The organism is Maribacter polysiphoniae (assembly GCF_003148665.1).
Lineage (GTDB): Bacteria > Bacteroidota > Bacteroidia > Flavobacteriales > Flavobacteriaceae > Maribacter_A > Maribacter_A polysiphoniae.
This window is the reverse complement of the sequence record NZ_QGGQ01000004.1, coordinates 109,418-134,558: the sequence shown is the minus strand read 5'-3', so window position 1 is coordinate 134,558 and position 25,141 is coordinate 109,418. Positions and strand designations below refer to the sequence as shown.

Annotated in this window: 25 protein-coding genes; 9 read left to right on the top strand and 16 right to left on the bottom strand. The window is 40.1% G+C overall.

All coding sequences use genetic code 11. From position 1 onward, the window contains the following. The first annotated feature begins 56 nt into the window (after positions 1 to 56). The 4 genes from LX92_RS10330 (at position 57) to LX92_RS10315 (ending at position 3,919) form a co-directional block, all read left to right on the top strand. Positions 57 to 956, top strand: coding sequence for a CdaR family protein (locus LX92_RS10330; RefSeq protein WP_211315853.1), 900 nt, complete (start codon positions 57 to 59; stop codon positions 954 to 956). Then, on the top strand, positions 953 to 1,543 hold the full coding sequence (coaE, locus tag LX92_RS10325) for a dephospho-CoA kinase (RefSeq protein WP_109650230.1): 591 nt from the start codon (positions 953 to 955) through the stop codon (positions 1,541 to 1,543). Before LX92_RS10330 ends, coaE begins: the two co-directional genes overlap by 4 nt. A gap of 75 nt (positions 1,544 to 1,618) precedes the next feature. Continuing rightward, on the top strand, positions 1,619 to 3,199 hold the full coding sequence (locus LX92_RS10320; protein WP_109650229.1) for a sensor histidine kinase: 1,581 nt from the start codon (positions 1,619 to 1,621) through the stop codon (positions 3,197 to 3,199). A 6-nt stretch (positions 3,200 to 3,205) separates the two neighbouring features. Beyond that, positions 3,206 to 3,919: a response regulator transcription factor gene (locus tag LX92_RS10315; protein ID WP_109650228.1), complete on the top strand. Its 714-nt coding sequence runs from the start codon at positions 3,206 to 3,208 to the stop codon at positions 3,917 to 3,919. Positions 3,920 to 3,971: 52 nt separating this feature from the next. On the opposite strand, the gene LX92_RS10310 is transcribed toward LX92_RS10315, so the two are convergent. From LX92_RS10310 to LX92_RS10275, 8 genes are read right to left on the bottom strand one after another with little or no spacing between them, the layout of a single operon-like run. After that, positions 3,972 to 4,463 carry a gluconokinase gene (locus tag LX92_RS10310; protein ID WP_109650227.1) on the bottom strand — a complete coding sequence of 164 codons (492 nt, stop codon included), beginning with the start codon at positions 4,461 to 4,463 and terminating at the stop codon, positions 3,972 to 3,974. Then, positions 4,456 to 5,379, bottom strand: a complete 924-nt coding sequence (gene miaA / locus LX92_RS10305; protein ID WP_109650226.1) for a tRNA (adenosine(37)-N6)-dimethylallyltransferase MiaA — start codon at positions 5,377 to 5,379, stop codon at positions 4,456 to 4,458. The genes LX92_RS10310 and miaA overlap by 8 nt, the downstream gene beginning before the upstream one ends. After that, complete coding sequence (locus LX92_RS10300) at positions 5,379 to 6,215, bottom strand: ion transporter (RefSeq protein WP_109650225.1); 837 nt, start codon at positions 6,213 to 6,215, stop codon at positions 5,379 to 5,381. The genes miaA and LX92_RS10300 overlap by 1 nt, the downstream gene beginning before the upstream one ends. A gap of 3 nt (positions 6,216 to 6,218) precedes the next feature. Beyond that, a complete protein-coding gene (locus LX92_RS10295) occupies positions 6,219 to 7,577 on the bottom strand; it encodes an exonuclease domain-containing protein (RefSeq protein WP_109650224.1) in 1,359 nt (452 codons plus the stop codon). Positions 7,578 to 7,600: 23 nt separating this feature from the next. Then, on the bottom strand, positions 7,601 to 8,263 hold the full coding sequence (locus LX92_RS10290) for a YggS family pyridoxal phosphate-dependent enzyme (protein WP_109650771.1): 663 nt from the start codon (positions 8,261 to 8,263) through the stop codon (positions 7,601 to 7,603). A gap of 13 nt (positions 8,264 to 8,276) precedes the next feature. Next, positions 8,277 to 9,512, bottom strand: coding sequence for a DUF1015 domain-containing protein (locus LX92_RS10285; RefSeq protein WP_109650223.1), 1,236 nt, complete (start codon positions 9,510 to 9,512; stop codon positions 8,277 to 8,279). 5 nt (positions 9,513 to 9,517) lie between these two features. Beyond that, a complete protein-coding gene (locus tag LX92_RS10280) occupies positions 9,518 to 10,405 on the bottom strand; it encodes a 3-hydroxyacyl-CoA dehydrogenase family protein (RefSeq protein ID WP_109650222.1) in 888 nt (295 codons plus the stop codon). A gap of 10 nt (positions 10,406 to 10,415) precedes the next feature. Further along, positions 10,416 to 11,375 (bottom strand): Gfo/Idh/MocA family oxidoreductase, encoded by a 960-nt coding sequence (locus tag LX92_RS10275; RefSeq protein ID WP_109650221.1) that lies wholly within the window; start codon positions 11,373 to 11,375, stop codon positions 10,416 to 10,418. Positions 11,376 to 11,522: 147 nt separating this feature from the next. On the opposite strand from LX92_RS10275, the gene LX92_RS10270 reads away from it, so the two are divergent. Next, positions 11,523 to 12,164 (top strand): protein-L-isoaspartate(D-aspartate) O-methyltransferase, encoded by a 642-nt coding sequence (locus tag LX92_RS10270; RefSeq protein ID WP_109650220.1) that lies wholly within the window; start codon positions 11,523 to 11,525, stop codon positions 12,162 to 12,164. A 24-nt stretch (positions 12,165 to 12,188) separates the two neighbouring features. Here LX92_RS10270 and smpB read toward each other — a convergent pair whose 3' ends face one another. Further along, positions 12,189 to 12,650, bottom strand: a complete 462-nt coding sequence (smpB, locus tag LX92_RS10265) for an SsrA-binding protein SmpB (protein WP_109650219.1) — start codon at positions 12,648 to 12,650, stop codon at positions 12,189 to 12,191. Between the two features lie 103 nt (positions 12,651 to 12,753). Between smpB and LX92_RS10260 the strand changes: the two genes are divergently transcribed. Beyond that, positions 12,754 to 13,515: a DUF6503 family protein gene (locus tag LX92_RS10260; protein ID WP_109650769.1), complete on the top strand. Its 762-nt coding sequence runs from the start codon at positions 12,754 to 12,756 to the stop codon at positions 13,513 to 13,515. On the opposite strand, the gene LX92_RS10255 is transcribed toward LX92_RS10260, so the two are convergent. Beyond that, entirely contained in the window at positions 13,493 to 14,026 is a 534-nt protein-coding gene (locus LX92_RS10255; protein ID WP_109650218.1) for a SixA phosphatase family protein, read from the bottom strand. The genes LX92_RS10260 and LX92_RS10255 overlap by 23 nt on opposite strands. A 120-nt stretch (positions 14,027 to 14,146) precedes the next feature. Between LX92_RS10255 and LX92_RS10250 the strand changes: the two genes are divergently transcribed. Then, positions 14,147 to 15,745, top strand: coding sequence for a PorP/SprF family type IX secretion system membrane protein (locus tag LX92_RS10250; protein ID WP_170117825.1), 1,599 nt, complete (start codon positions 14,147 to 14,149; stop codon positions 15,743 to 15,745). Between the two features lie 11 nt (positions 15,746 to 15,756). Here the strand turns inward: LX92_RS10250 and LX92_RS10245 are convergent, their stop codons facing one another. Continuing rightward, complete coding sequence (locus tag LX92_RS10245) at positions 15,757 to 16,353, bottom strand: TetR/AcrR family transcriptional regulator (protein WP_109650216.1); 597 nt, start codon at positions 16,351 to 16,353, stop codon at positions 15,757 to 15,759. A gap of 113 nt (positions 16,354 to 16,466) precedes the next feature. After that, positions 16,467 to 19,067: an ATP-dependent chaperone ClpB gene (gene clpB, locus LX92_RS10240; protein ID WP_109650215.1), complete on the bottom strand. Its 2,601-nt coding sequence runs from the start codon at positions 19,065 to 19,067 to the stop codon at positions 16,467 to 16,469. Positions 19,068 to 19,229: 162 nt separating this feature from the next. Between clpB and ytxJ the strand changes: the two genes are divergently transcribed. Next, positions 19,230 to 19,625: a bacillithiol system redox-active protein YtxJ gene (ytxJ, locus tag LX92_RS10235; RefSeq protein ID WP_109650214.1), complete on the top strand. Its 396-nt coding sequence runs from the start codon at positions 19,230 to 19,232 to the stop codon at positions 19,623 to 19,625. A gap of 36 nt (positions 19,626 to 19,661) precedes the next feature. Here ytxJ and LX92_RS10230 read toward each other — a convergent pair whose 3' ends face one another. Then, positions 19,662 to 20,849, bottom strand: a complete 1,188-nt coding sequence (locus tag LX92_RS10230; RefSeq protein WP_109650213.1) for a hypothetical protein — start codon at positions 20,847 to 20,849, stop codon at positions 19,662 to 19,664. Between the two features lie 108 nt (positions 20,850 to 20,957). Beyond that, positions 20,958 to 22,259, bottom strand: a complete 1,302-nt coding sequence (gene fahA / locus LX92_RS10225; protein WP_109650212.1) for a fumarylacetoacetase — start codon at positions 22,257 to 22,259, stop codon at positions 20,958 to 20,960. Between the two features lie 111 nt (positions 22,260 to 22,370). On the opposite strand from fahA, the gene glyA reads away from it, so the two are divergent. Next, positions 22,371 to 23,645, top strand: coding sequence for a serine hydroxymethyltransferase (gene glyA / locus LX92_RS10220; protein WP_109650211.1), 1,275 nt, complete (start codon positions 22,371 to 22,373; stop codon positions 23,643 to 23,645). An 8-nt stretch (positions 23,646 to 23,653) separates the two neighbouring features. Here glyA and LX92_RS10215 read toward each other — a convergent pair whose 3' ends face one another. Together LX92_RS10215 and LX92_RS10210 are read right to left on the bottom strand one after the other, a co-directional pair. Then, the gene (locus LX92_RS10215) at positions 23,654 to 24,295 is read right to left on the bottom strand and encodes a hypothetical protein (RefSeq protein ID WP_109650210.1); all 642 of its coding nucleotides are present in this window, start codon (positions 24,293 to 24,295) and stop codon (positions 23,654 to 23,656) included. A 173-nt stretch (positions 24,296 to 24,468) separates the two neighbouring features. After that, positions 24,469 to 25,140, bottom strand: coding sequence for a helix-turn-helix domain-containing protein (locus LX92_RS10210; protein WP_109650209.1), 672 nt, complete (start codon positions 25,138 to 25,140; stop codon positions 24,469 to 24,471). Position 25,141 lies beyond the last annotated feature (1 nt).

Below are 25,141 nucleotides of genomic sequence, written 5' to 3'. Positions count from 1 at the left end.
AAGTGATACCAAAAATCAAGAACATACTTAAAAAAAGGAAGGCAAAAATGTTTTTGATGTTTTTGTTGTGTTCTAGTTTGATTTGGTTTTTAAACAAGTTGTCCGAGACGTACACCAACAATGCCACTTTCAATCTGGTTTTTCAGAACATTCCCGATAGTCTATTGCTTAATAAAGTCTCAAAAAAGCAGATCGATGTCCGGATAGAGGCCAATGGGTTTCAATTTTTAAGTTTTAATGTGAAGAATAAAGAGGTAGGGGTCGATGTATCCACCGTAAGCCTATTAAAGGGAAAGTATTATATACCGCCAAACGTGTATAGGAAACAAATAGACAAGCAGTTACGGTCTATGACGGTTCTTGAAGTTGATAGTGATACCTTGTTTTTTGAATTTACACGATTGGGGACAAAAGTCGTACCAGTGTCTTCAAAGCTTAATATCTCTTTGTTGCAAAACCATATTTTGGATGGTCAACTAGCCATTGAGCCGAAAGAGATAACGATAAAAGGGCCTATGGACATTATTGATACCATAAATAGGGTCAATACAGTTTCGATGGACTTACCCGATGTGTCGTCGGACTTTACCAAAGAGGTGAACCTTTATAAAAATCCAGGCTTGGCCAACGTTACCTATTCCAATAATCAGGTTGTGGTACGGGGTAAGGTGTCACGGTTTTCGGAAAAGGTTATTGAAGTGCCCATAAAAGTGATCAATCTACCCCAAAAGTATGAGATCAGGATATTTCCTGATAAGGTGGGGGTACTCTGTAGGGGTACGTTGGACGAGTTGAAGCTTTTAAACAGTAATGGTTTTGAGGTAATTGCCGATTATAATTCGATAACGAACGATGAATCAAAAACAATGAACCTTAAATTGCTAAAAAAGACCGATAACCTCCAGAGTGCGGAATTGAATGAAAAAGAGGTTGAATTTATATTGAGAAAACAATGACTATTGTAGCATTGACAGGGGGAATTGGCAGTGGCAAGTCTACCGTCGCCAACATGTTCAAGAAACTAGGGGTTCCTGTTTATAATTCGGATAAGAAGGCCAAAAAGCTTATGGCCTCCTCAAAGAAAATACGGAAGGCCATAAAAGCCCTTTTGGGCGATGGGGCTTATACGGACAAAACGTTAAACCGGGATTTTATCGCCCAAAGGGTTTTTGGCGATAAAGAACTGCTTAGTCAATTGAATGGTATCGTACATCCAGCGGTTCGAAAGGATTTTTTAAAATGGGCCGGGAAACAAAAAGCGCCCTATGTAATCCAAGAATCCGCGATTGTGTTTGAAAATGGGCAGCAAGACTTCTACGACAAGGTCATTTTGGTAACTGCCCCGGAAGAAGTCCGTATCCAAAGGGTGGTTGAAAGGGATGGCTCCGAAAAATCCAAAGTAAAGGCCCGTATGGGCAACCAATGGGACGATTCCCGCAAAGTTTCATTGTCTGACTATGTCATCGATAATATTTCGTTGTCTGACACCGAATCAAAAGTAATGGAGGTTCATAAGTTTCTACTTAACCATTGCGGCCTGTGAGCAATTTTAACAATTTTGTTAAGGTTAGGTTAAACGTTAAAATACTAGTTGTTAAATCTTTAATTTTACATTTAGATGAATAAGAGGTTATTTGTGCTTTTGGTCATTCTAATGAGCCTCTCGTTGATAGGGATCATCTTTGTACAAGGGTATTGGATAAAGAAATCTGTCGAAGATAAGGAGGAACAATTTTCGAACAGTGTGTCGGATGTACTGGATAAGGTTGCCGATAAGATCACTCGAAGGGAGCGGAATGACTATTTTGATAGGTATGTGAATATAAAGGACAGCGTAGGGGACCTGAAAAGTTCACATTTCAAGAACTTCTTTTTTATTGACCAGGATATTAGTTCCGATGAGATACATTATTATTCCCACGGTATTTTAGAGGAGGAATATAATATCGCATCAACGTTCTTTGACAATGGTACGGGTGAGGATACCACGACCATAAAAAACTATACCAGTAGGCGTTTAAAAGCGACCTTTAAGGAAGATTTAGGCCTTGATGGTCACCAGAGTAGATTTACCCCAATTGAAAAGATCGAAAAGATCGGGGGGTTGACGTCCATGGAAATTTCGGCTTTTGAGGATATGTTCGGCGAATTTGCCAAACGGGTTCCTATCCATAACCGGGTATCGAAACAAGAGATTGAATTGTTGTTGGAGCGGGAGTTGACCAATCGCAACATCAACACGGATTATGAATACGGTATCGCTAGTAAGGGATTGCCAACCTCGGTAAAATCGAGAAAATTCAGCTTTCGAAATCCGACACCTTACAAATCCTTGATATTTAAGGATTCCGAAGGCAATTCCAACTATTCTTTGTTGATAACATTCCCAAAGAAAAAGCGGTTTTTAATTCGGTCGATCTTAGGAATGGCTGCCTTGTCCCTTTTGTTTACCCTGGTTATTATAGTGGCTTATTCAAGTGCCATATACCAACTGATTAGGCAAAAGCAGATATCGGAAATAAAGTCCGATTTCATCAATAATATGACCCATGAGTTCAAAACACCGATCGCAACCATCAATTTGGCGGTTGAAGCGATAAAAAACCCACAGGTGATTGATGATAAGGAAAAAGTTATGAGGTATCTTCAAATGATACGCGATGAGAATAAAAGAATGCATGCACAAGTGGAAAATGTGCTTCGTATATCAAAACTGGAGAAGAACCAATTGGATATCAGTAAAGATCGGGTCGATGTACATGATATAATACAAGATGCCATAGCCCATGTAGAATTGATTGTAGACGATAGGGGAGGTTATATTGAAACCCATTTGAATGCTGGTAGGTCAGAGATTTTAGCTAATGAGATGCATTTTACCAATGTTATCGTCAATATATTGGATAATGCCATCAAGTATTCCCCGAATGCCCCTAAAATTGACATTTATACCGAAGTGGTCAAGAATAATATCGTAATTGAAGTGAAAGATCAAGGCGCAGGAATGAGTAAGGCCGTAGTGAAAAAGGTTTTCGAGAAGTTCTATAGGGAACATACCGGAGACATACATAATGTAAAAGGGCATGGCTTGGGCCTAGCCTATGTAAAAAGAATAATAGAAGATCACCAAGGTGAGGTTTACGCAGAAAGTGAAAAAGATAAAGGAAGTTCTTTCTATATTAAACTACCCTTAATTTAATGAATTATGGAAACAATTAACAAAAAAATACTTTTAGTAGAGGATGATCCCAATTTTGGGATTGTATTGAAGGATTATCTGTCAATGAACAATTTTGATGTTACATTGGCTAAGAACGGTATGGAGGGGTTTGAGAAGTTTAAAAAGGATAATTATGATGTTTGTATTCTAGATGTTATGATGCCTTATAAGGATGGTTTCACCCTTGCTCGTGAGATTAGGGAAAAAAATGAGAATGTGCCTATTATATTCCTAACTGCCAAAACAATGAAAGAAGATGTCCTTAAAGGATATAAGGCTGGTGCGGATGACTATTTGAACAAACCCTTCGATTCAGAGGTATTGTTGATGAAACTTAAGGCAATAATTCAAAGAAAGGCTTCCAGTACCTTGGCGGACAGTAAGAAATTTGAATTCCAAATTGGTGGTTTCCATTTGAATTCCAAATTACGGTTCTTGAAATACAAAGATGAGGAGGCCATTAAACTTTCTCCTAAGGAAAATGAATTATTGCGACTATTGGCGTTGCACGAAAATGATTTGATGCCTAGGGAATTGGCCTTGACCAAAATATGGAGGGATGATAATTATTTCACGTCCAGAAGTATGGATGTCTATATCGCTAAATTGCGTAAATATCTTAAACGTGATGATACCGTTGAAATATTGAACATTCACGGTGAAGGATTTAGGTTGGTCGTTAAGACGGAATCCGAATAAGATTTAAAGTATAAAAATCAAGTAGGGCCCCGACGTATACGTTGGGGCTTTTTTATGCCCTTTTATCAAGGATTTTGGCTATGATTTCTTTTGGATTATGGTTGATTGAAATTTCTATGGCATCCTTTGGCGGCTCCAAGGTTTCAAACTGCGATTTTAAAAGTGCTATAGGCATATAATGTCCTTTTCGGTTTTTTAATCGCTCATGTATTTCGGTAAAACTTCCCTGTAGGTAAACAAAAACCATTTCCTCCTCCAATTGATTTCTCAATAAGGCCCGGTAGCTCTCCTTTAACGCTGAACAGGCTATTACGGCTCCTGGTGCTTTATGTTCGATGGCAAGCTTGTTCAACGACTGCAACCATCCCTTCCGATCTTCATCATTGAGCGCTTTGCCACTGGCCATTTTTTCCACATTCGCCTTAGGATGGTAATCATCCCCATCAAAAAAAGGAATATCCAGTTCATTGGCCAATAAGGTGCCGATGGTCGACTTTCCACAACCGGAAACACCCATTACGATATAGATATACTTATTATCCATTTGTTGATTCAGTTAATTTGTCATCAATGCCTTCTAGGATATGACTAGGGTCATCATCACTATTAAACCAGCAAATTCCCTCATTTTTTCTATACCAGGTCATTTGCCTTTTTGCGAATCGTCTTGTATTCTTTTTGATTTCTGAAATAGCGAAGTCCAGGGTCCAAGTACCATCAAAATAATTGAATAACTCTTTATAGCCGACTGTTTGTAAGGCGTTTAGCGTTCTATGTGGATATACTTGCCGGGCTTCCTCTAAAAGTCCGTTCCCGATCATTATATCGACGCGTTGGTTGATTCTGTTGTAAATGATCTCGCGTTCGGCCTTAATACCAATGGTTAGGGTACGGAATGGCCTTTTTACATCCTTTTTCCTTAAAAAGGAGGAATAAGGTTTGCCTGTGGCCATACAGATTTCCAAAGCCCGGATCAAGCGATGTGGATTTTCCAAATCGACCTTGTTGTAATAGGCTTCGTCCAAAATCCTTAATTGGTGTTGAAGTTCCCCAATTCCCGATTGTTCCAAGGTTTTGTTCAAAGCTTCCCGATAGCTTGAAGGAACCGTAGGAAAATCATCCAATCCATTTGTCACCGCATCGACATACAGTCCACTACCTCCTACAAGGATGGCAATGTCATTGGTTTGGAACAAATTGTCCAGGATGGCAATGGCTTCCTTTTCAAAATCACCTACAGAGTAGTGGTCAAAGATACTTATATGCTGTATGCAATGATGTTTGGCGGCAAGCAATTCCTCTTCACTGGGCACGGCGGTCCCAATTTTCAATTCTTTGTAGAACTGGCGTGAATCGGCAGATATAATCTCTGTACTATAATGTTTGGCCAATGATATGGCTAAACTGGTTTTACCGATTGCGGTCGGCCCTACTACCGAAATAAGGGTTTTGGCTTTCACTATTCCTCGATTAGTTTATACCCACATTTTCTACAGTACTCAGCATCCGAGCGATGGATCTCGGCTCCGCAATTCGGACATGAACGTCCTTGGTCACTGTCTTTTTGGTTTTTCGAATAGGCTGCATATTCGGCGGATACGATTCCGGTCGGTACAGCAATAACACCGTAACCTATAATCATAATAAGGGTAGCGATAAACTGCCCTAAGGGGGTTTGTGGTGATATATCACCATACCCTACAGTGGTCAATGTTACAATCGTCCAATAAATACTATGGGGAATACTGGTGAACCCGTGGGTAGGACCTTCTACCAAATACATAATGGTACCCAGCAAAACGGAAACAATAAGCACGAAAAACACGAATACAAAAATTTTGGTCTTACTCGCCTTTAGGGCACTTGCCAGTTTATTGGACTCCCCAACAAAGCGGACCAATTTTAATATCCTAAAGACCCGTAGCAAACGAAGGGCCCTAAATGCCGTTAGGAACTGGGATTGTAAAATGAAAAATGTAAGATATTTTGGAACCGTCGAGAGCAAGTCGATAATACCGAAAAAACTGAAGATATATTTGCGGGGTTGTTTTATACTAATAAGTCTCAAGATATATTCTATGGTAAAAAGAATGGTGACCACCCATTCCGAAATATTGAAAAACCTATGGTACTGATTGTCGAAACTTGGGATACTTTCGAGCATTACGATTATGATACTGTATAGGATAACGATCAGCAATACAATATCGAATAATTTACCTGCCGGGGTGTGGGTCCCATATATAACCTCATGTATGGTTGCCCGCCAATCCCGGTTCTTTTTTTTGGTGCTCAAAACTTAGTTCTTAAGGTCGATTATTTTTTTAACTCGTTTTTTTCTTAGATAGGAATCAATAATATGGCTCGTTGTCGCATCACCTTTCATTGGGGTGATAATTGATTCCAAGATATGAATATTATTGATTTGATGGTTAAGGTCATAATACCCAAATCCCTGAAATATACCGTTTTTAATCAATATGGCGCTATATTCCCCTATTTCACGTCCTTTATCGATTATGATTATCGACTTACCCAAGAGGCTGTATTTCTCCAATACCTGTTGTACCCTTTGATTATAGTCCAATGGCGTTTCTTGACCTTTACAGGCCCCAAGACATTGGTTGTTTTGTTTATTCTCACATACCGCTTCTTCCAAACCATTGAGTTTCGGGCAAAGCTGGAATTCCACTGTGATTTTTTGAAGAAAGTTTTTTGCCGAAAGAGCACCATTGAAGGTTGTCACACAATCTTTACCTTTATTATATGGCCCAATTTCAAATTTTTGATAGCCATTGATATCGGGAATCACATAAAGGGCCTGTAATCGTTTTTTACGTGTGTTGGGATTGTATTTTGGGTTGTTTTTCAAGAGTTCCTCATTCTCTTTCAATAAGGCCACAAGCTCACTTCCTGTTTCCTCGAAAGTAATGGTCTTCGTCTCTTTTTGAAGTTGTCTTGCCTTATCCCCACTTTTTGTAAAGTGTTGGTTTACGCGTTTTTTTATATTGGTGCTTTTGCCAAGGAAAAGTATATCCCCTTTTTTGTCATGCATATAATATACACCGGTTTCCGAAGGCATTTGTTCAACAATGTCCAATTGCCGTTGTGAAAGTTCACCATGGGTTTCTTCGCGAACGACTTCTTTGATGATGGTTTTTTCAGTGTCTTTTGTAAGCAGTAATTTAAAAAGCTTAAGGGTCGCGATAGCATCACCATTTGCCCTATGCCGGTCACTCATGGGAATTCCGAGGGCCCTTACCAATTTACCCAAACTATACGATTCGGCATCAGGTAGGAGTTTTTTGGAAAGGTCAACGGTACATAAGGTCTTTCGCTCAAAATTATAGCCCAAGCGCCTAAATTCAGTCCTTAATATTCTATAATCGAATTGGGCATTGTGGGCAACGAGGACCGAATCCTCTGTTATTTCAACGATTCGTTTGGCCACCTCATAAAACTTGGGGGCCGTACGGAGCATTTTAGTGTTGATTCCTGTTAAATTGACCACAAAGGGTTGAATTTCCCTTTCTGGGTTTATCAAGCTTATAAACTTGTCCACGACCTTATGGCCATCAAATTTGTGGATGGCTATTTCCGTAATACCCTCTTCATTGTATTTTCCGCCCGTAGTTTCTATGTCAAGTATCGTATACATCAATCGCCTTCGGTCATTTTTGGTTAATGCGCATAATTTCGTGATCCAAAGATACTACTTCCTATGCGCACCATGGTACTACCTTCTTCAATTGCTATTTTATAGTCACCACTCATGCCCATTGATAATACGGAAACATGGGGTAAGGAACCCTTTAATTGGTCGAATATGGATTTTAATTGTTTAAATTCATTTCTTATCTGGACGTGATCCGGGGTGTTGGTCGCCATACCCATCAATCCGACGATTTCGATATGGTCAAGAGCCTTGAAAGCCTCCGATTGTATTAGGTCGTTTAGCTCGGTTTGATCAAGTCCGAATTTTGTCGCTTCCTGGGCAATATGCATTTGTAATAAACAGGGTATGGTACGGTTGTGCTTTTTTGCCTGTTTGTCGATTTCCTTCAAGAGTTTGAAACTGTCCACCCCATGAATCAAAGAAACGAATTCGGCCATATATTTGACCTTGTTACGCTGTACGTGGCCTATCATATGCCATTCGATATCCTTGGGCAGGACCGCCCATTTTTCGGCCATTTCCTGTATTTTGTTTTCGCCGAATATACGTTGGCCGCCATCATAGGCTTCTAGGATGCTTTCTTGGGGCTTTGTCTTTGAAACGGCAACCAAGGTAACATGCTCGGGCAATGTTTGTTTTATAGCCTCAAGGTTTGATTTTACAGACATATTATCTTCTATTTTAAAACTCATAAATGGCCATGCCACTTCTCAGTTTAGGTTCAATATAAGTGCTTTTTGGGGGCATGACCAAGCCGGCATCGGCAATGGCCTTTAGCTCATTTATTTTCAAAGGTACAAGACCAAAGCCAACCTGGAATTTTCCGTTGTCGATGTCATCCTTCATTTGAATGACATTATGCTTGCCACAGCCATAATGTATACGTTCATCATTTCGAAGGTCCTTAATGCCTAGAATAGGTTCCAATATGGTCTTGTAAAGGATTTGGGTATCGAGTTGGCTTAAGGTATCCGTAAATCCATATACTTTTTTTCTAAGGAAAAGCGAATAAAAATCCCCATCCAAATACATACTGAAATGGTGTTTTTTGGAAGGCTTATAGAGCACACTTCCTTTGTTTTCCATCCTAAAGAAAGCATCCAATCGTATCAGGAATTCTTCTTTGGTCAAACCATTCAGGTCCCTTACCATACGGTTGAATTCATAGATACGTATCTCCGATTCGGGAATCAGGTAGCTCATAAAATAGTTATAAGGCTCCTTTCCCGTATGGTTGGGGTTCCTATCCTTGGACATACGGGCCAATACATTGGAAGATGCACTTCGATGATGGCCATCCGCAATATACAACGAATCTATTTTTTTAAACTCACATATCAATTTTTGGATGGAATCAGTATTGGAAACCACCCAAAGGGAATGTTTGATTTTATCAGGGGTGGTAAAAAAGTACTCGGGTTTTTTTTGTTTCTCTAGGTCGATAAGTACTTGGATCGAGTCATTATCGGAATAGGTGATCAAAACAGGTTCTGCATTGAAACCGACGGTATTTAGATATTTGGCGAACAATTGTTCCCGTTGACTTAGTGTGTCTTCGTGTTTTTTTATAATATCATCGCGATAGTCCTGAACACTTGTCGCACAAAAAAAGCCACAAGTCTTGAAGTTGTTCTTCTCTATCTGGTAAATATAAAAGCTATCCTTACTGTCTTTTAAAAAAATATTGTCCTCTAAAAATTCGAGATAGCGATTGTGGACCAATTTGAAACGTTCTTCGCCCGACACTTCCTTGGAAAACTTGTATCCAGGATTGATAATGTGTAAGAAAGAGAACGGGTTGAAACGCAATGTGGCCTCCAACTCTTCCTCGGAATACTCTTGATATGATCGGGAAGTAACATGGGCCACTTTGTCCTTTGTGGGTCGAACCGCCTTAAAAGGTTTTATAACAGCCATAGGTCCTATTTAAATTGGGAGGAGACTATCTCTGCTTTCCTTGAAACGTTATAGTCGTAAAAACCCTCACCGGATTTTATCCCTAGTTTGTTGGCCATGACCATATTGACGAGTAGGGGACAGGGCGCATATTTTGGGTTTTTGAATCCGTCGTACATCACATTAAGAATGGAGAGGCACACATCCAATCCTATAAAATCTGCCAATTGCAATGGGCCCATAGGGTGGGCCATACCCAATTTCATAACGGTATCGATCTCCTCGACCCCTGCAACACCATGATACAAGGTCTCAATGGCTTCATTGATCATCGGCATTAAGATCCTATTGGCCACAAATCCCGGATAATCATTAACCTCGGTAGGGGTTTTGCCCAATTTCAGGGAAAGGTCCATAATAACCTTTGTGGTTGCATCCGAGGTGTTGTAGCCCCGAATGATTTCCACCAATTTCATGATAGGTACGGGATTCATGAAATGCATGCCAATGACCTTTTCGGGTCTTGCGGTGGCAGCAGCGATTTTCGTAATCGATATGGAGGAGGTATTCGTGGCCAAAATAGTGTTCGGTGCCGCTATGGCATCCATTTCCTTGAACAGGCCTAGTTTAATCTCCAATCGCTCCGTAGCCGCCTCAACGACCAGGTCGGTGTTCGGTATACCTGAGGAAAGCTGTGTATGGGTGGTTATGTTTTTTAGGGTTTGTATTTTGTCTTCCCCAGTGATTTTTTCTTTGGATAGCATCCGATCTAAATTCCTGGTAATCGTGGCAATACCACGATCAAGGGATTCTTCGGAAATATCAATCAAATTCACTTTATATCCATTTTGCGCAAAAACGTGGGCAATACCATTACCCATCGTACCCGCACCGATAACAGCTATGTTTTTCATAAGGGAATCTTTAAAATGAGGCTATGATTTGCAAGGCTACCTGTAAAGCCTGCGTTCCTTGACGCAATGAAACAACAGGTGTTGCGTTTTTGGAAATGGCATCCGCGAATGTTTCCAATTCATCAAGAATGGCATTGTTGGTCTCTATATCCGGATTTTCAAAATAAATCTGTTTTTTGATCCCTTCGGCATTTTGTAGGATCATGTCAAAATCCCCGGGTGACTCGGGGGCATCTTTCATTTTAACCACCTCAACCTTTTTTTCCAAAAAGTCGACCGAGATATAGGCATCCCGTTGAAAGAATCGTGATTTTCGCATGTTTTTGAGTGATATCCTACTTGCCGTAAGATTGGCCACACATCCATTCTCAAATTCGATTCGGGCATTGGCAATATCCGGGGAGTTGCTTATGACCGAAACCCCACTGGCATTAATTTGCCTTACCTTGGAGTTTACCACACTTAGAATGGCATCGATATCATGGATCATTAAATCCAAAACAACGGGGACATCGGTGCCCCGAGGATTGAACTCGGCCAATCGGTGGGCCTCAATAAACATTGGATTGTGTATTTTGTCCTTTACGGCCAAGAATGCGGGATTGAATCTTTCGACATGTCCCACTTGACCTTTAACACCGTGTTTTGCTTCCAAAAGCAATAAATCCTCTGCCTCTTCAAAGGTATTTGTAATCGGCTTTTCAATAAAGACATGTTTCCCTTTTTCCATGGACTTTTTGGCACAATCATAATGTGAAAGTGTGGGGGTTACGATATCAACCACATCCACTGCATCAATAAGTTCATTGATGTTATCGAAATAGGTGTACCCGAATTCGGTGGCTACTTTATGGCCATTGATGACATCCGGGTCATAAAAGCCAATAAGATCATATTTTTGGGATTCGTTGAGCAGACGAAGGTGTATTTTTCCTAAATGTCCGGCTCCTAAGACTCCGACTTTAAGCATAGGTAGTATTTTTTTCAAAAATAACGATAGTTTGCTAGTTTCTTTACATTGCACTTCAAAAGTTTTGCGTGGGAAAGCATAAGATCTTTAATTCTTAAGGCAAACTTTGTTAACTTCGCTTTTCAAACCAAACCATAGTAATTACCCTTGAGAGATACGCTTAAACATCGCGGAATGCGGAATAAATTGGCCGATGTGTTGATTGCCAAAGGAATAGTGGATACCAAAGTGTTGGACGCTATTCGAACGGTGCCTAGACACTTGTTTATGGATAGTAGTTTTGAAGGGCATGCCTATCAGGATAAGGCATTCCCGATTGCAGCCGATCAAACCATATCGCAACCATACACGGTCGCTTTTCAAACCGGTTTATTGGAAGTTGAACCCGGGCACAAAGTTCTGGAAATCGGTACAGGTAGTGGCTATCAGACAGCAATTTTAATGCAACTGAAGGCAAAAGTATATACTATTGAGCGACAGTTGGAATTGTTTAAGAAAACCAATCTTTTTTTCAAAAAAATGGGATATCGACCCAAGAAGGTCATTTTTGGTGATGGGTATAAAGGACTTCCTGAGGTGGCTCCCTTTGACAGTATCATCGTTACCGCAGGTGCTCCTGAAGTTCCCAAGGCCCTTATGTCACAATTGAAAATAGGGGGGAGGCTCGTTATTCCCGTAGGGATTGACGACCAGATCATGACCTTGTTCATTCGAAAATCGGAAAAGGAGTTCGAGAAGAAGGAATTGGGTTCCTTTAGGTTTGTTCCCTTATTGGAGGATAAGAATTAGCTTGTTGATGAGGTTATGGGTCAATTACCGATTGTAACTTTTTTTGATCCGATCAAGGTCGCGTTTGTTATCCCGGTCTTTCATCGTTTCCCGTTTATCGTACAATTTTTTACCCTTGGCAAGGGCAATGTTCATTTTTGCCAACCCCCTGTCGTTTAAGAACAGGTTCAAGGGTACGATGGTCAGACCGCTTGAAGCGACTTCCTTTTGTAGCTTTTTAAGTTCACGCTTGCCCAAAAGCAACTTACGTTCGGCCTTTGGCTTATGGTTAAAATGTGATGCATGCGAATATTCATCAATCTGCATATTGATAATGTACAGTTCACCACGGTCATTGAATTCACAGAAACTTTCGGATATTGACGCTTTACTTTGACGGATGGATTTTATTTCCGTTCCGGCCAAAACAATACCAGCCGTGTATTTATCCAATATTTCATATTCGAACCTGGCCTTCTTATTCTTTATATTGATTTTGTTCTGCATAACGGTGCAAAAATAGGAACAATAATTCTATCCGCAATTTCCTGAAATTGGAATTATTCCTTAATCTTTGTAATGTTCCATGTCATTTTACGAACCCATAAAAATGAAAAAAACAAGAAGTGCCCTATTAACCGCATTGGTGGTCTTTTTTATATCCTGCAAGGAGAAACAAACCCACGGTATAACTGCCCAACAGATCGTGGATAAAAGTATTGATGCCTGTGGGGGTGACTTATATCGGACAAGTGATATATCCTTTGATTTTCGAGGAATGATCTATGTTAAGGAAAACGCCAATGGCCAAAAGATCCTAAAGCGGATACAGAAAAATGATTCACTGGATATAGTGGACCTAAAGACTTCAAAGGGCTTTGAGCGCTATATTGATGGCGAATTGATCGCTACACCGGATTCTTTAGCGAATCTGTACGGCAACTCCATTAATTCAGTGCATTATTTTGCGTATTTGCCGTATGGTTTAAACGATCCTGCCGTAAACAAGGAATATTTGGGAGACATTAAAATCCATGAAAACAATTACCATAAAATAAGAGTAACCTTTAGCCAAGAAAATGGTGGGGATGACTTTGATGATGTATATCTGTATTGGTTCAATACCAAAACGTTTAAACCCGACTATCTAGCCTATGAGTTCCATGTCAATGGAGGGGGTATGCGATTTAGGGAAGCCTATAATGAAAGAGTGGTCAGTGGTATTCGATTTGTTGATTACAGGAATTATAAGCCCAAGGCGTCCTCTTCGTCCATAAACGAAATAGACCATCTTTTTATGAATGGGGAATTGGAGTTACTGTCCGAAATAGCATTAAAGGATGTAGTCGTTAGTCCGGGCAATTACAATTGAAATTCAAACGCATATCCGTTGTAATACCATTGATGATCTCCACCACGAATAAGCTCCCATTTTGATAGTCATCAATTTGCTGGTACTTTTCCTGACCAATAAGTTTATTCACAAAATCCGGGGTAGAATCGCTATGGCCCACTACCAAGACTTTTTTATTTAGGTTATCAGCTTTGAATTGTTCCAGATCGATAAGGGCCGGGTCGTAGATTTGAACGGTTAAGTTTTTTTTGACGGCTGTGGGGGCTGCTGTCATTTGGGTTCTTTCATAGTCCGTTGTGTAAATGGCGTCGATGTCTACCTCATCCAAAATCTCTGCCCAATGCATAGCCCTACCTAGGCCTTTTTGTGACAGTTCAGAATCCATGTTTTCGGGGTCAGACCTGTCTTTTTCGGCATGTCTGATAAAATAAAAGGTAGATATGGTATCATCAACCACGGCAGGTTCTTCCTTACAACCCGCGAAACCTAATACGAAAACAAAAATGAGCAACGCTTTTAAAACCTTCATAATCAGTAATTCGTTAGTTTGTGACTTTATCAATTATTCTAACTAAAAATACCCTAAAATAGTATGTAATACCCTTTGTTTTTTGTTTTTTTGCATATGGTTAAAATCAAACTGTCTCTTTTGTTTATAGCATTTGTAAGTGTCTTACACGCTCAAAATGAAGGTCTTCCTGTGGATTTAAGACAGCATAACCTTACTGATTCCAATTCAAGTATTTTAAATCCGGCCTTTTCCAGTAATTATGGCAACACCCATTCCGTTGGGTTATGGAGCCGTTGGCAGTGGCAGACTGTCGATGGTGACCCTACTACCTTCTTTTTGAATTATACGGGGAAGATAAATAACTCATCATCAATAGGGGCAGGGTTTTATCAGCATAATACCGATGTTTACCTGAATACCGGAGGGGTTTTGAACTATGCGTATCGTTATGATTTCAACGATCGGGCAAGTTTGACCTTCGGTTTGAACTTTTTCGCTTACCAACAGGAATTCTCAGGAAATCCTTTTCAAGGTGATCCGCAGATACTATTGCCATTTTTTACCCCTTCAGAAGATTTTATACTTCAGTTTGCCCCAGGGGTGCAATTTGCTTATGATGGCCTGCGTATTGGGTTTTCCTCAGAGAACATGTTCGATTATAATATGGCTGAGAAAGAAGGGAATACGGCTTCTGACGAGAAAATATTTTTGGGAACGGTCTCTTACGATATCCCGGTTTCCTTAGGGGCTTCCGATAGTACTTCCGTTATTAGGCCAATGCTTTATATAAAGTCGATTCCGACTTATGATACGCAAGTAGGGCTGAGTGCGGTTTTGTCAACAAATAAATTTTGGGCACAGGCAGGTTATAATAGTTTCTATGGAATAGCCATTGGGGGAGGGGGAAGGATCATGAAACGTTTTTCTATTGGTGCCTTGGTCGAATTTGGGACCGATTCCGATTTAAAAGGGAATGACCCGACTGTCGAATTTACCACGGCCTATGATTTTGGACGGGCTGTAACAAGAAAGAAAGCAGACAGAATAGACCGGGAGGAAGAGCCGAAAGAGGAGGAACTGGAACAGATTGCCGACGTTGATGAGCTTTCAAAGGAATTGACCAAGGCAGAAGCATTGGCCCTTAAACGGGAGGCTAGGCAGAAGGATATAAGCGAACGCAAAAGGAAAAGGGATTCCGTTATTCGGGAAAAGAAAGCGAATGACGACTTAGCCGTACAAATGCGTAAAGACCAAAAGCAAAGATTGGATTCCATCGCTAAGGCAGAAAAGAACAAGGCATTGGTTGACACCCAAAAATTAAGGATGCAACAGCAAATGGATTCCATCAATACCGCCAAAATCGCTGCCGAAAATGCGGCCAAAGAAGAACAATTGCAGGCCGAATTGATTAAACAGGCTGAATTGGTTAAACAGACCGAGGAGGAAAAGCCTAAGGCCGGTGAGAAATATGAAGAGGTTGTAGGGGAAGATGGACTAAAACCGGGTTATTATTTAATAGCCAATGTTTTTGGAACCAAAAGGTATTTAGATGCATTTAAGGCCGATCTTACCAAGAAAGGGTTACAGCCCAAATCATTTTTGAGAAGCAAGAATAAATTGAACTATGTGTATTTAGGACGCTTTGATTCCATGAGTGAGGCCCGTAAGGCGCGTGATAGTAAGTTCGATGGTCGTTATACCGAAAAGACCTGGATTTATAGGGTAGTGCCCAAATAAATAGGAAACGGTTATTTCTTGATTTCCTTTTTGACCAATACTTCTAAATAGGCCACGGTATTCGTAAGGTATTTGCGGTCAAGGGTCATAGTACTCATCGCTACGGCACCTTGTAGCATGGTAAAGAACTGTTTTGCAAATTGAAGTGGGGTTACCGGTAATCGCAGTTCGTTGTTGTTTACGCCATTTTCAAGTACCAAAGCAATTTTACCTTCTATGGTCCTAATTGTTTCGCGCGAAGCTGCTGCCAACGATTTATTGTTGTTTTGTGCATCTACCCCAATATTCAATACGGGACAACCGCCCAATTCTGAGGTAAAAACATCATAATGGCTGTAAAATTCGGTCAAGGAGAATAATTTATCCAAAGAATCACCTTCAATGTCCAATCGTTCATCAATGGCTTTGAAGAGTTTATTGACACTGTATTCATAAGCGGCAAGCGCAAGGGCTTCCTTGTTTTCGAAATTGCCGTAAAGAGCTCCTTTGGTTAGCCCTGTAGCATCTGTGAGGTCACTCATACTAGTGCCCACGTAACCGTGTTTGATAAAAACTGGGGCAACGGTCTCAATTATAAAAGCAGTTGTTCGTTCAGCTTTGGTTGTCATGTTACAGCTATTTTCTACGAATATAAAAAAACTATATACTGTATGGTATATGTTATCGATAAAAAAAAGCCATGACGCTATCGACATGGCCTTTTTTTATAAAAAGCATTCTTTTAATTTACCAATTCATTTTGGTTTCTGAAGACCAATTGATCATCAAAGGAGTCGATCAAGACAATGCTATCCGCTTTAATGGTTCCGCCAAGAAGCTCTTTGGACAAATTGTTCAAGACTTCTTTTTGTATGATCCTTTTGATAGGTCTCGCACCATATTGGGGGTCATACCCTCTATTGGCAAGATGGATAATGGCTTCATTGGTAAAGTCAATTGTGATATTCTGTTTGTCCAACATTTTTCTCAATTGTTCCAACTGCAGTCTCACGATCTGTGTGATATCTTCCTTGTTCAATGGTGTGAACATGATAATATCATCGATCCTGTTTAAAAACTCAGGACGAATTGTTTTTCGCAATAGCCCAAGGACTTCTACCCGTGCAGCTTCTGAGGCACTGTAGATATCTTTATTGTTCTCGAACTTCTCTTGGATAATGTGACTACCCATATTACTTGTCATAATAATTATGGTATTCTTAAAGTCCGCAATACGCCCTTTGTTATCGGTTAGTCGACCTTCGTCCAATACTTGTAAGAGCACATTGAATGTATCTGGATGCGCTTTTTCAATTTCATCCAACAACACCACGGAATAAGGTCTTCTTCTTACGGCCTCGGTAAGCTGACCACCTTCATCATAACCCACATATCCTGGAGGCGCTCCTACCAATCTACTAACGGAATGACGTTCTTGGTATTCACTCATATCTATACGGGTCATGGCGTTCTCGTCATCGAATAAATAAGAAGCCAAGGTTTTCGCAAGTTCGGTTTTACCGACCCCTGTAGTACCGAGGAACAAAAATGAACCTATTGGTTTCTTGGCATCCTGAAGTCCGGCCCTACTTCTACGTATGGCATCGGATACGGCCTGTATCGCCTCATCCTGCCCAACTACACGTTTATGAAGGACTTCCTCAAGTTTCAATAATTTTTCACGCTCACTTTGCAACATTTTGGTTACAGGAATACCGGTCCATTTGGCAACGACCTCTGCGATGTCTTCATAAGTGACCTCCTCTTTGATCAAGGTGTCCCCTTTTTGCTGTTCTGACATTTCTTGTTGAAGGACATCCAATTTTTCTTGGGCTTCCTTGATCTTGCCATAACGCAATTCAGCTACTTTGCCATAATCCCCACTGCGTTCGGCCCGTTCGGCTTCCACTTTAAAGTTCTCTATGTCATTTTTAATTTTTTGTATAGAGTCTATCACCGTTTTTTCACTTTCCCACTTGGCATAGATTTCATTTCGTTTTTCCTTGATATTGGCTAAATCGATATACAGAAGTTTAAGCTTGGCCTGATCATCTTCACGCTTAATGGCTTCTATCTCAATTTCGAGTTGCATGATCTTTCTATCCAATATATCCAATTCCTCTGGTTTTGAATTGATTTCCATACGGAGTTTGGCAGCGGCTTCGTCCATAAGGTCGATGGCCTTGTCAGGCAAGAACCTATTGGTTATATACCGTTGGGATAGTTCTACGGCCCCGATAACAGCTTCATCCTTGATCTGGACCTTGTGGTGTGCCTCATATTTTTCCTTGATACCCCTAAGGATGGAAATAGCACTTTCAGTGTCCGGTTCGTTGACTACGACCTTTTGGAATCTACGTTCCAAGGCTTTGTCCTTTTCAAAATATTTTTGATATTCATCCAATGTAGTTGCACCTATCGCCCTAAGTTCACCCCTGGCCAAAGCAGGTTTAAGAATGTTGGCGGCATCCATGGCCCCTTGGCCACCACCGGCACCTACGAGTGTATGGATCTCATCAATAAAGAGTACGATGTTACCGTCTGAGGCGGTAACTTCCTTAATCACCGATTTCAATCGTTCCTCAAATTCACCTTTGTACTTGGCACCTGCAATCAATGCGCCCATGTCCAAAGAATATATGACTTTGTCTTTTAGGTTTTCGGGAATGTCACCTTGAATGATCCTATGGGCCAGTCCTTCCGCGATAGCGGTTTTACCAACACCAGGTTCACCAACCAGCATAGGGTTGTTCTTGGTTCTTCTTGAGAGGATCTGTAAAATACGCCTGATTTCCTCGTCCCGACCAATAACAGGGTCCAATTTTCCGCTGTCGGCCAATTGGTTAAGGTTACGGGCATATTTTTCAAGGGAGTTATAGGTCTCTTCCGCACTTTGGGAGGTTACTTTACCTCCTTTTCGAAGTTCCTCTATGGCTTTTTTAAGGTCTTTTTCAGTGACTCCCTGGTCTTTAAGGATTTGTGAAATTTTACTTTTGGACTTGAGTATCGCCAATAGGATATGTTCTATGGAAACATATTCATCTTCCATTTTCTTGGCTATGATACCCGCTTCGTTCAAGCTTTTTCCAGCTTCCCTTGAGACCATGATCTCACCGCCACTTACCTTTGGGAAACTCTCCAACTCCTTATCAAGGATTTGGTTCAATAAATTGGTGTTGACGTTTAATTTCTTTAGAATGAACGGAAGTACATTTTCATCGACTTGCGAAATAGCCTTGAAAAGATGTTCGTTCTCTATCTGTTGGTGGCCCATCTCTTGCGCAATTTGTTGGGCAAGCTGAACGGCTTCCTGTGATTTTATGGTAAAATTATTAAAGTTCATCAGCGTTGTTTTTTCTTGTTATAGATTACTTTTGATATATGAATGTCAATAATCCTACCAAGTAGAACAAGCAGACAAAATGTCTGTAAAAGCCTAAAAACACAAGACATTACGGCAGAGTAAGGATTTGGATTATAAGCGACTTAGAGATAAAAACACACTATGGGATTATTTAAGGACCTTTTTGGTAAAAGTGGTGAAAAACCTAAGAAAGAACAACCCAATGTACCATGGAAACCCCTGGTTTCGGTACATCAATTGGATGAAATTGCAGAAAAATCAAAAGACAAGACCCAGGTAATATTTAAACATTCAACGACCTGTGGTATCAGTAGAATGGTGTTGAATACGTTTAATGCCAATTATGATTATCCCAAAGATCAATTCGATCTCTATTATTTGGATTTACATAGTTTTAGGGAGGTTTCCAATGAAACAGGCATCAAATTCCAGGTAGTGCACCAATCGCCACAGCTTTTGGTCATACGCAATGGGGTAGTGGTAGCCCATGATTCCCATGGGGGAATCAATTCCATTGAACTTAATTCTTATATATAATAAAAAAGCCCTGAAAGTAAATTCAGGGCCTTTTTTTTAGTTGAATCGGTGTGAGGTTATAATTCCTTTTATACGATTTTTAAGGTCTTCACCAGCGTCATATACCATTTGTTCGTTTGAAGGAAACGGAACCGCGGCAAGGTTTAACAAGGAAACCAATTCATTTTCCAAAGCCCTTTTATCACCGTCGTAATTGGCATACACATGTTCAAATACAAATTCACTGGCAAGGGGATAGGAATTTAGTTGTTGTTTCGTTTCCAGGTCAAAATAGCTTATAAAGCCCGCAACTTGTGCAGTTTTGAATTGTGTGAACTGATAAAAATTACATTTGACCGTTTTGAACTTGTCCACTTTTATTTTGTTGCCTAGACTGTCCTTAACAACATTGCCTTCATTGTCCAAAAGGTATTTTTGACCGTCTTTTATCTGTTTTTCCTTTATGATCTGCTTTTCGTTCACTTGTTCAGGGGAAATATTGATTTCCCTTAACTCTATTTGCATATCATAATCATAGTCGATGTTTGAAAGGGGGTTGGTGTGGTATTTTGTCCATTTGTCTTCCAATCCAAAGGCATTGAAATTCAATAGTTCCTCCTCAAGCTTAACAGGAATGATCTTTTCTGTATTATTTACCATTGCTACCTTTACATAATCTTGGCCCTTTTGATAGGCTTCTTCCATTTTTAACCTAGTATCGCCATAGCCAGGATTAATTTCGTTCAAATAATCAAAATCATCATAGGCTTTTCTATAATCGTATTTGTTGGTGGCATTGGTCAAAAGATTTAAAGCATTATCATACAAATACGATGAAAGTTTGTCCTTTGTGGCAATAATCTCACTATCATAGTTGGTTAGGGAAAACTCAGCATATCTATTTTGATCATTAATGCGCAAGGGCAATAATGGTTTTATCATTTCTTGAATGCGATTTAGGTTTTCGTATCCTTTATAGATAGTTTCAAGATTTGCGGGATTACCGTCTTTTCGTAGAAAAGCAATATGTTCCAACTCCCTCTCAGTGTTTTTTTGAAAGGCTTCCTCCAATAAAAGCACATAAGATTGGTTGCTTTTTTTGTCTTTGTTTTCCGCTAACTTTTGAACGGCACTGTTTATGGCGTTCATATAATTGCCTGTATTTAGGGCTTGTTGGGTCTTTTTTACCCCGCCGCAAGACAACATAAAAAGTAAAATTCCGCTTACTAGTAAAAGTTTCTTCATGATATTTAATTTACCGTTGTATACTACATTTTCAACACTCGTGCCAAAACTGTGTTTGTTGATAACGTAAAACGATAAATTATCGTATTGTTTCGACGAAAAACCTTTTTACATGTTCTTTTTATCTTTTTTGGAATTAAAAACAGGCAATAGTTTTGTGGAAACCTCACCAAAACCAAGACGATGTCCGTTTCTTTCACAAAAGCCCTTAATGACTACGGTATCATTGTCCTGAATGAATTTACGTTCACTCCCGTCCTTTAAGGTAATGGGTTTTGTGCCTTGCCATGCAAGTTCCAGCATTGACCCATATGAATCGGGGGTTGGACCGGAAATCGTTCCACTGCCCATCATATCACCACTATTGACTTTACAACCGTTTGTGGTGTGATGGGCCAATTGTTGTGCCATGGACCAATACAGGTATTTGAAGTTCGATTTTGAAATTGTCGTGGGGATGCCTTCCGGTGTAATCAAATCCACTTCCAATTGAATATCAAAACTGTGTTCCCCTTGAAGGGCTAAATAAGGAAAAGGCTTTGGTTCTTGTTTTGGACCTTTACATCTGTAGGGTGCCAACGCATCCAAGGTTACGATCCATGGGGAAATCGAGGAAGCAAAACTTTTGGCCAAGAAGGGTCCAAGGGGAACATATTCCCATTTTTGTATATCCCGGGCACTCCAGTCGTTGAACAAGACCATTCCAAAAATATGGTCTTCCGCGTTCTCTACGGCAATAGGCTCTCCCAAAGAATTGGCATCCGTAGTGATAAAGGCCATTTCCAATTCAAAATCAACCAATCGAGAAGGGCCGAAGATGGGTTTTTCCGCACCTTTGGGCATGGTTTGTCCCATGGGCCTGTGAATCGGTATGCCACTGGGAATGATCGTAGAACTTCTACCATGGTACCCTACAGGAATATGTAACCAATTCGGAAGCAGTGCATTTTCGGGGTCACGGAACATCGTACCCACATTGGTGGCATGTTCTTTACTGGAGTAAAAATCGGTATAGTCACCAATTTGCACTGGTAGTTGCATTTCTATTTCATTGAGGGCAAATAGAATAATGTTCTTATGGTTCTCATTATTTTTCAACGTCTCATTCCCGATTTCGAAGACCTCACTAATACGGTTACGCACCAAACGCCATGTTTTTTGTCCGTCAGAGATAAAATCATTTAGGGTGTCTTGCAGAAAAATATCATCGGTCAAAGGAATTCCATCAAAATACCCCAATTGGTGCATTGCCCCTAAATCTATGGCAGTATCACCGATCCGGGTGCCTATGGTGATAATATCATCCCGGGTTAAAAAAACACCGAAGGGTATGTTCTGTATTGGAAAGTCGGTATTTTCCGGGGTGGGTATCCAAGTTTTTCTATTAGGATTGTTCGCAAGTATCTCCATATCTCAAATTGTTAATTTGTATTTGATAAATTCCAAATCAAATATATTATTTTCCATCAATAACCAATTGGCAATTTGTATTTTTACGGCTCATTTAACATAAAAGAAAATATGCAACGTGACCATCTCATTTTTGATTTAATAGAAGCTGAGAAACAAAGACAATTGAACGGTATTGAACTTATAGCTTCAGAGAACTTCACCAGTCCCCAGGTAATGGAGGCCGCTGGCTCGGTATTGACCAACAAATATGCCGAAGGATATCCTGGGAAACGATACTACGGAGGATGTGAAGTAGTAGATCAAGTTGAGCAAATCGCCATTGATAGGGCAAAGGAATTATTCGGGGCAACCTATGCCAATGTCCAGCCTCATTCGGGGTCGCAAGCAAATGCCGCGGTTTTCCACGCATTTTTAAAACCTGGTGACAAGATTCTAGGATTTGACCTTTCACATGGAGGACATTTAACCCATGGTTCACCCGTTAATTTTTCGGGAAGATTGTACAATCCCGTATTTTATGGTGTGGATGCCGAGACAGGCGTACTTAACTATGATGCTATTCAGGAAATCGCGTTAAAGGAAAAACCAAATTTGATCATAGCCGGAGCTTCTGCCTATTCCCGTGATATGGATTTTAAACGTTTTCGTGAAATCGCGGATAGTGTTGATGCCATCCTTATGGCAGATATAGCACACCCAGCTGGTTTAATTGCAAAAGGCATACTTAATGATCCGATTCCACATTGTCATGTTGTAACCACTACGACCCATAAAACCTTGCGTGGCCCAAGGGGTGGATTGATTTTAATGGGGCAGGATTTTGACAATCCTTTTGGAATTCGTTTGAAGAATGGAAATTTGAGAAAGATGTCCGCATTGTTGGATTTGGCTGTCTTTCCTGGTAACCAAGGTGGACCGTTAGAACATATTATTGCGGCAAAGGCCATTGCTTTTGGAGAAGCATTGACCGATGAATACTTGAATTATATGCTACAGGTCAAGAAAAATGCGGCAGCCATGGCTTCAGCATTTGTTGCAAAAGGATATAATATTATTTCAGGGGGAACCGACAACCATATGATGTTGATCGATTTGCGTAATAAGGACATTACAGGAAAAGATGCGGAAAAAGTGTTGGTAAAGGCGGATATTACGGCTAACAAGAATATGGTTCCGTTCGATGATAAATCACCATTTGTAACTTCTGGAATACGATTTGGTACAGCAGCGATTACTACACGTGGGTTAAAGGAAGACGAAATGTCGACTATAGTTGATTTCATCGATCGCGTTCTTGCCAATGCCGAAAATGAGGATGTAATAGCTCAGGTTAAGATTGAGGTAAACGCTTTAATGCAAGATAGGGCTTTGTACAATGCCTGATAGACAGACTATTCGTTTATCATATGTAAATCCTCATAGATAAACCTGTTGTTCTTAAGGTCGTAAATAACGGCATCTTGCTCGGATTCAAAATATAAGGCCCAATAGCTTGTATAGTTATGGGTCTTTTTTGTTTGGCTACTGGCAAAATCGGGTGTTAAAATGTCATCCTCAAAAACAGCCATGAAAATTTCATAAGGAACTTCAACATTTCCTTTGGTTAATTGAACGTAGTGTTTTTCCAGATTACTTATAACCGCATCCAAATGGGCGGAAATACTTTGTTCGTATATTTTGTTTATGATTATACTTGTGTCCTTTAGGTTGATGGAAAACTCTTCAACGTCGAAAGGAATGTCATTGTACTGCTCTAATAATGCCAATTCATTCGCTAGGGAGTATTTGCATTGGTTGAATGTTCCCCATGTACCCTTATAGGAGTTTATGACCAAATCGAGTAAATTCAAATCACAATTCAAATCGATAATCAAACTGATCTTATTGTCGTTTGTCGCGCTATTCCGTATTGAGATTTCTGAAAAAAAGAATTTTTCAAGATTATTGGTAAATGCGGAAAGTCCCCTAAAGGAAGCACTTTGTGCTCGCCTTTTGGGAAAGTTGTTTCTAGAATTTTCGGGGGCTGTAGACATTGATTAGGGCTATTTGAATTACAATTGACCTCAAATTTAACGGTATGTCTATAAAACAGGACTTAGGATAACCTTATGAAATATAAGGTTGTCCTTTATAAAATGCAGTTTGTTTTTTAAATAGCTGATTATTAGTTATTTAAAAAATGAAATAAAATGTTAAAAAACTGGGATTATATGAATCCGCGTTTTCTGGCCTCCTCAATAAGTTCGATATCATTACCGTGTTCAATACCGAAAAGTTGTTTTAATTGCCTTTTTCTTGATTCCACTGTTGTGGGGGCGACCGATATAATAGGGCCTATATCCTTCGTACGGGTTCCGGTAGAGATATAGTGTAGGATTTTTTTATCGGTTTCATCTACCAGGTCAAAGTCATTGGCCATTTTCTTTCGAATCGCAGATAGGGCACTTGCGGTGTAATAGGGCGGTCTTTCCAAAACGGTTCGTACCATTGCGCAAAGTGATTTTTCATCTATTTCCGATTTTACCATATACCCATCAGGGTCAACGGTTTTGAATAAACTGTTGATACGGTAACTATCACTAAATGATGACATGAAGACGATTTTCGAAGCTGGGACTTTTTCCCTTGCATATATCCCAAGGTCTTCACCACTTCTAGTGTCGTTGGAATGTGTAGGAAAAAGGGATATGTCCAATAAAAGAATATCATAAGGCAAAGATCGTTGCGAAAAGTCAATCTTCTCAATAGCCCCTTCAAAAGTATTCACTGTATCTACCTTAACTTGAAAGCCATCGAATTCCGCACCTTCCAGGATGTATTTATAACCCATGGCCGTCATGGCGTGGTCATCTACCGATAAAAGTCGTACAATCTTCATT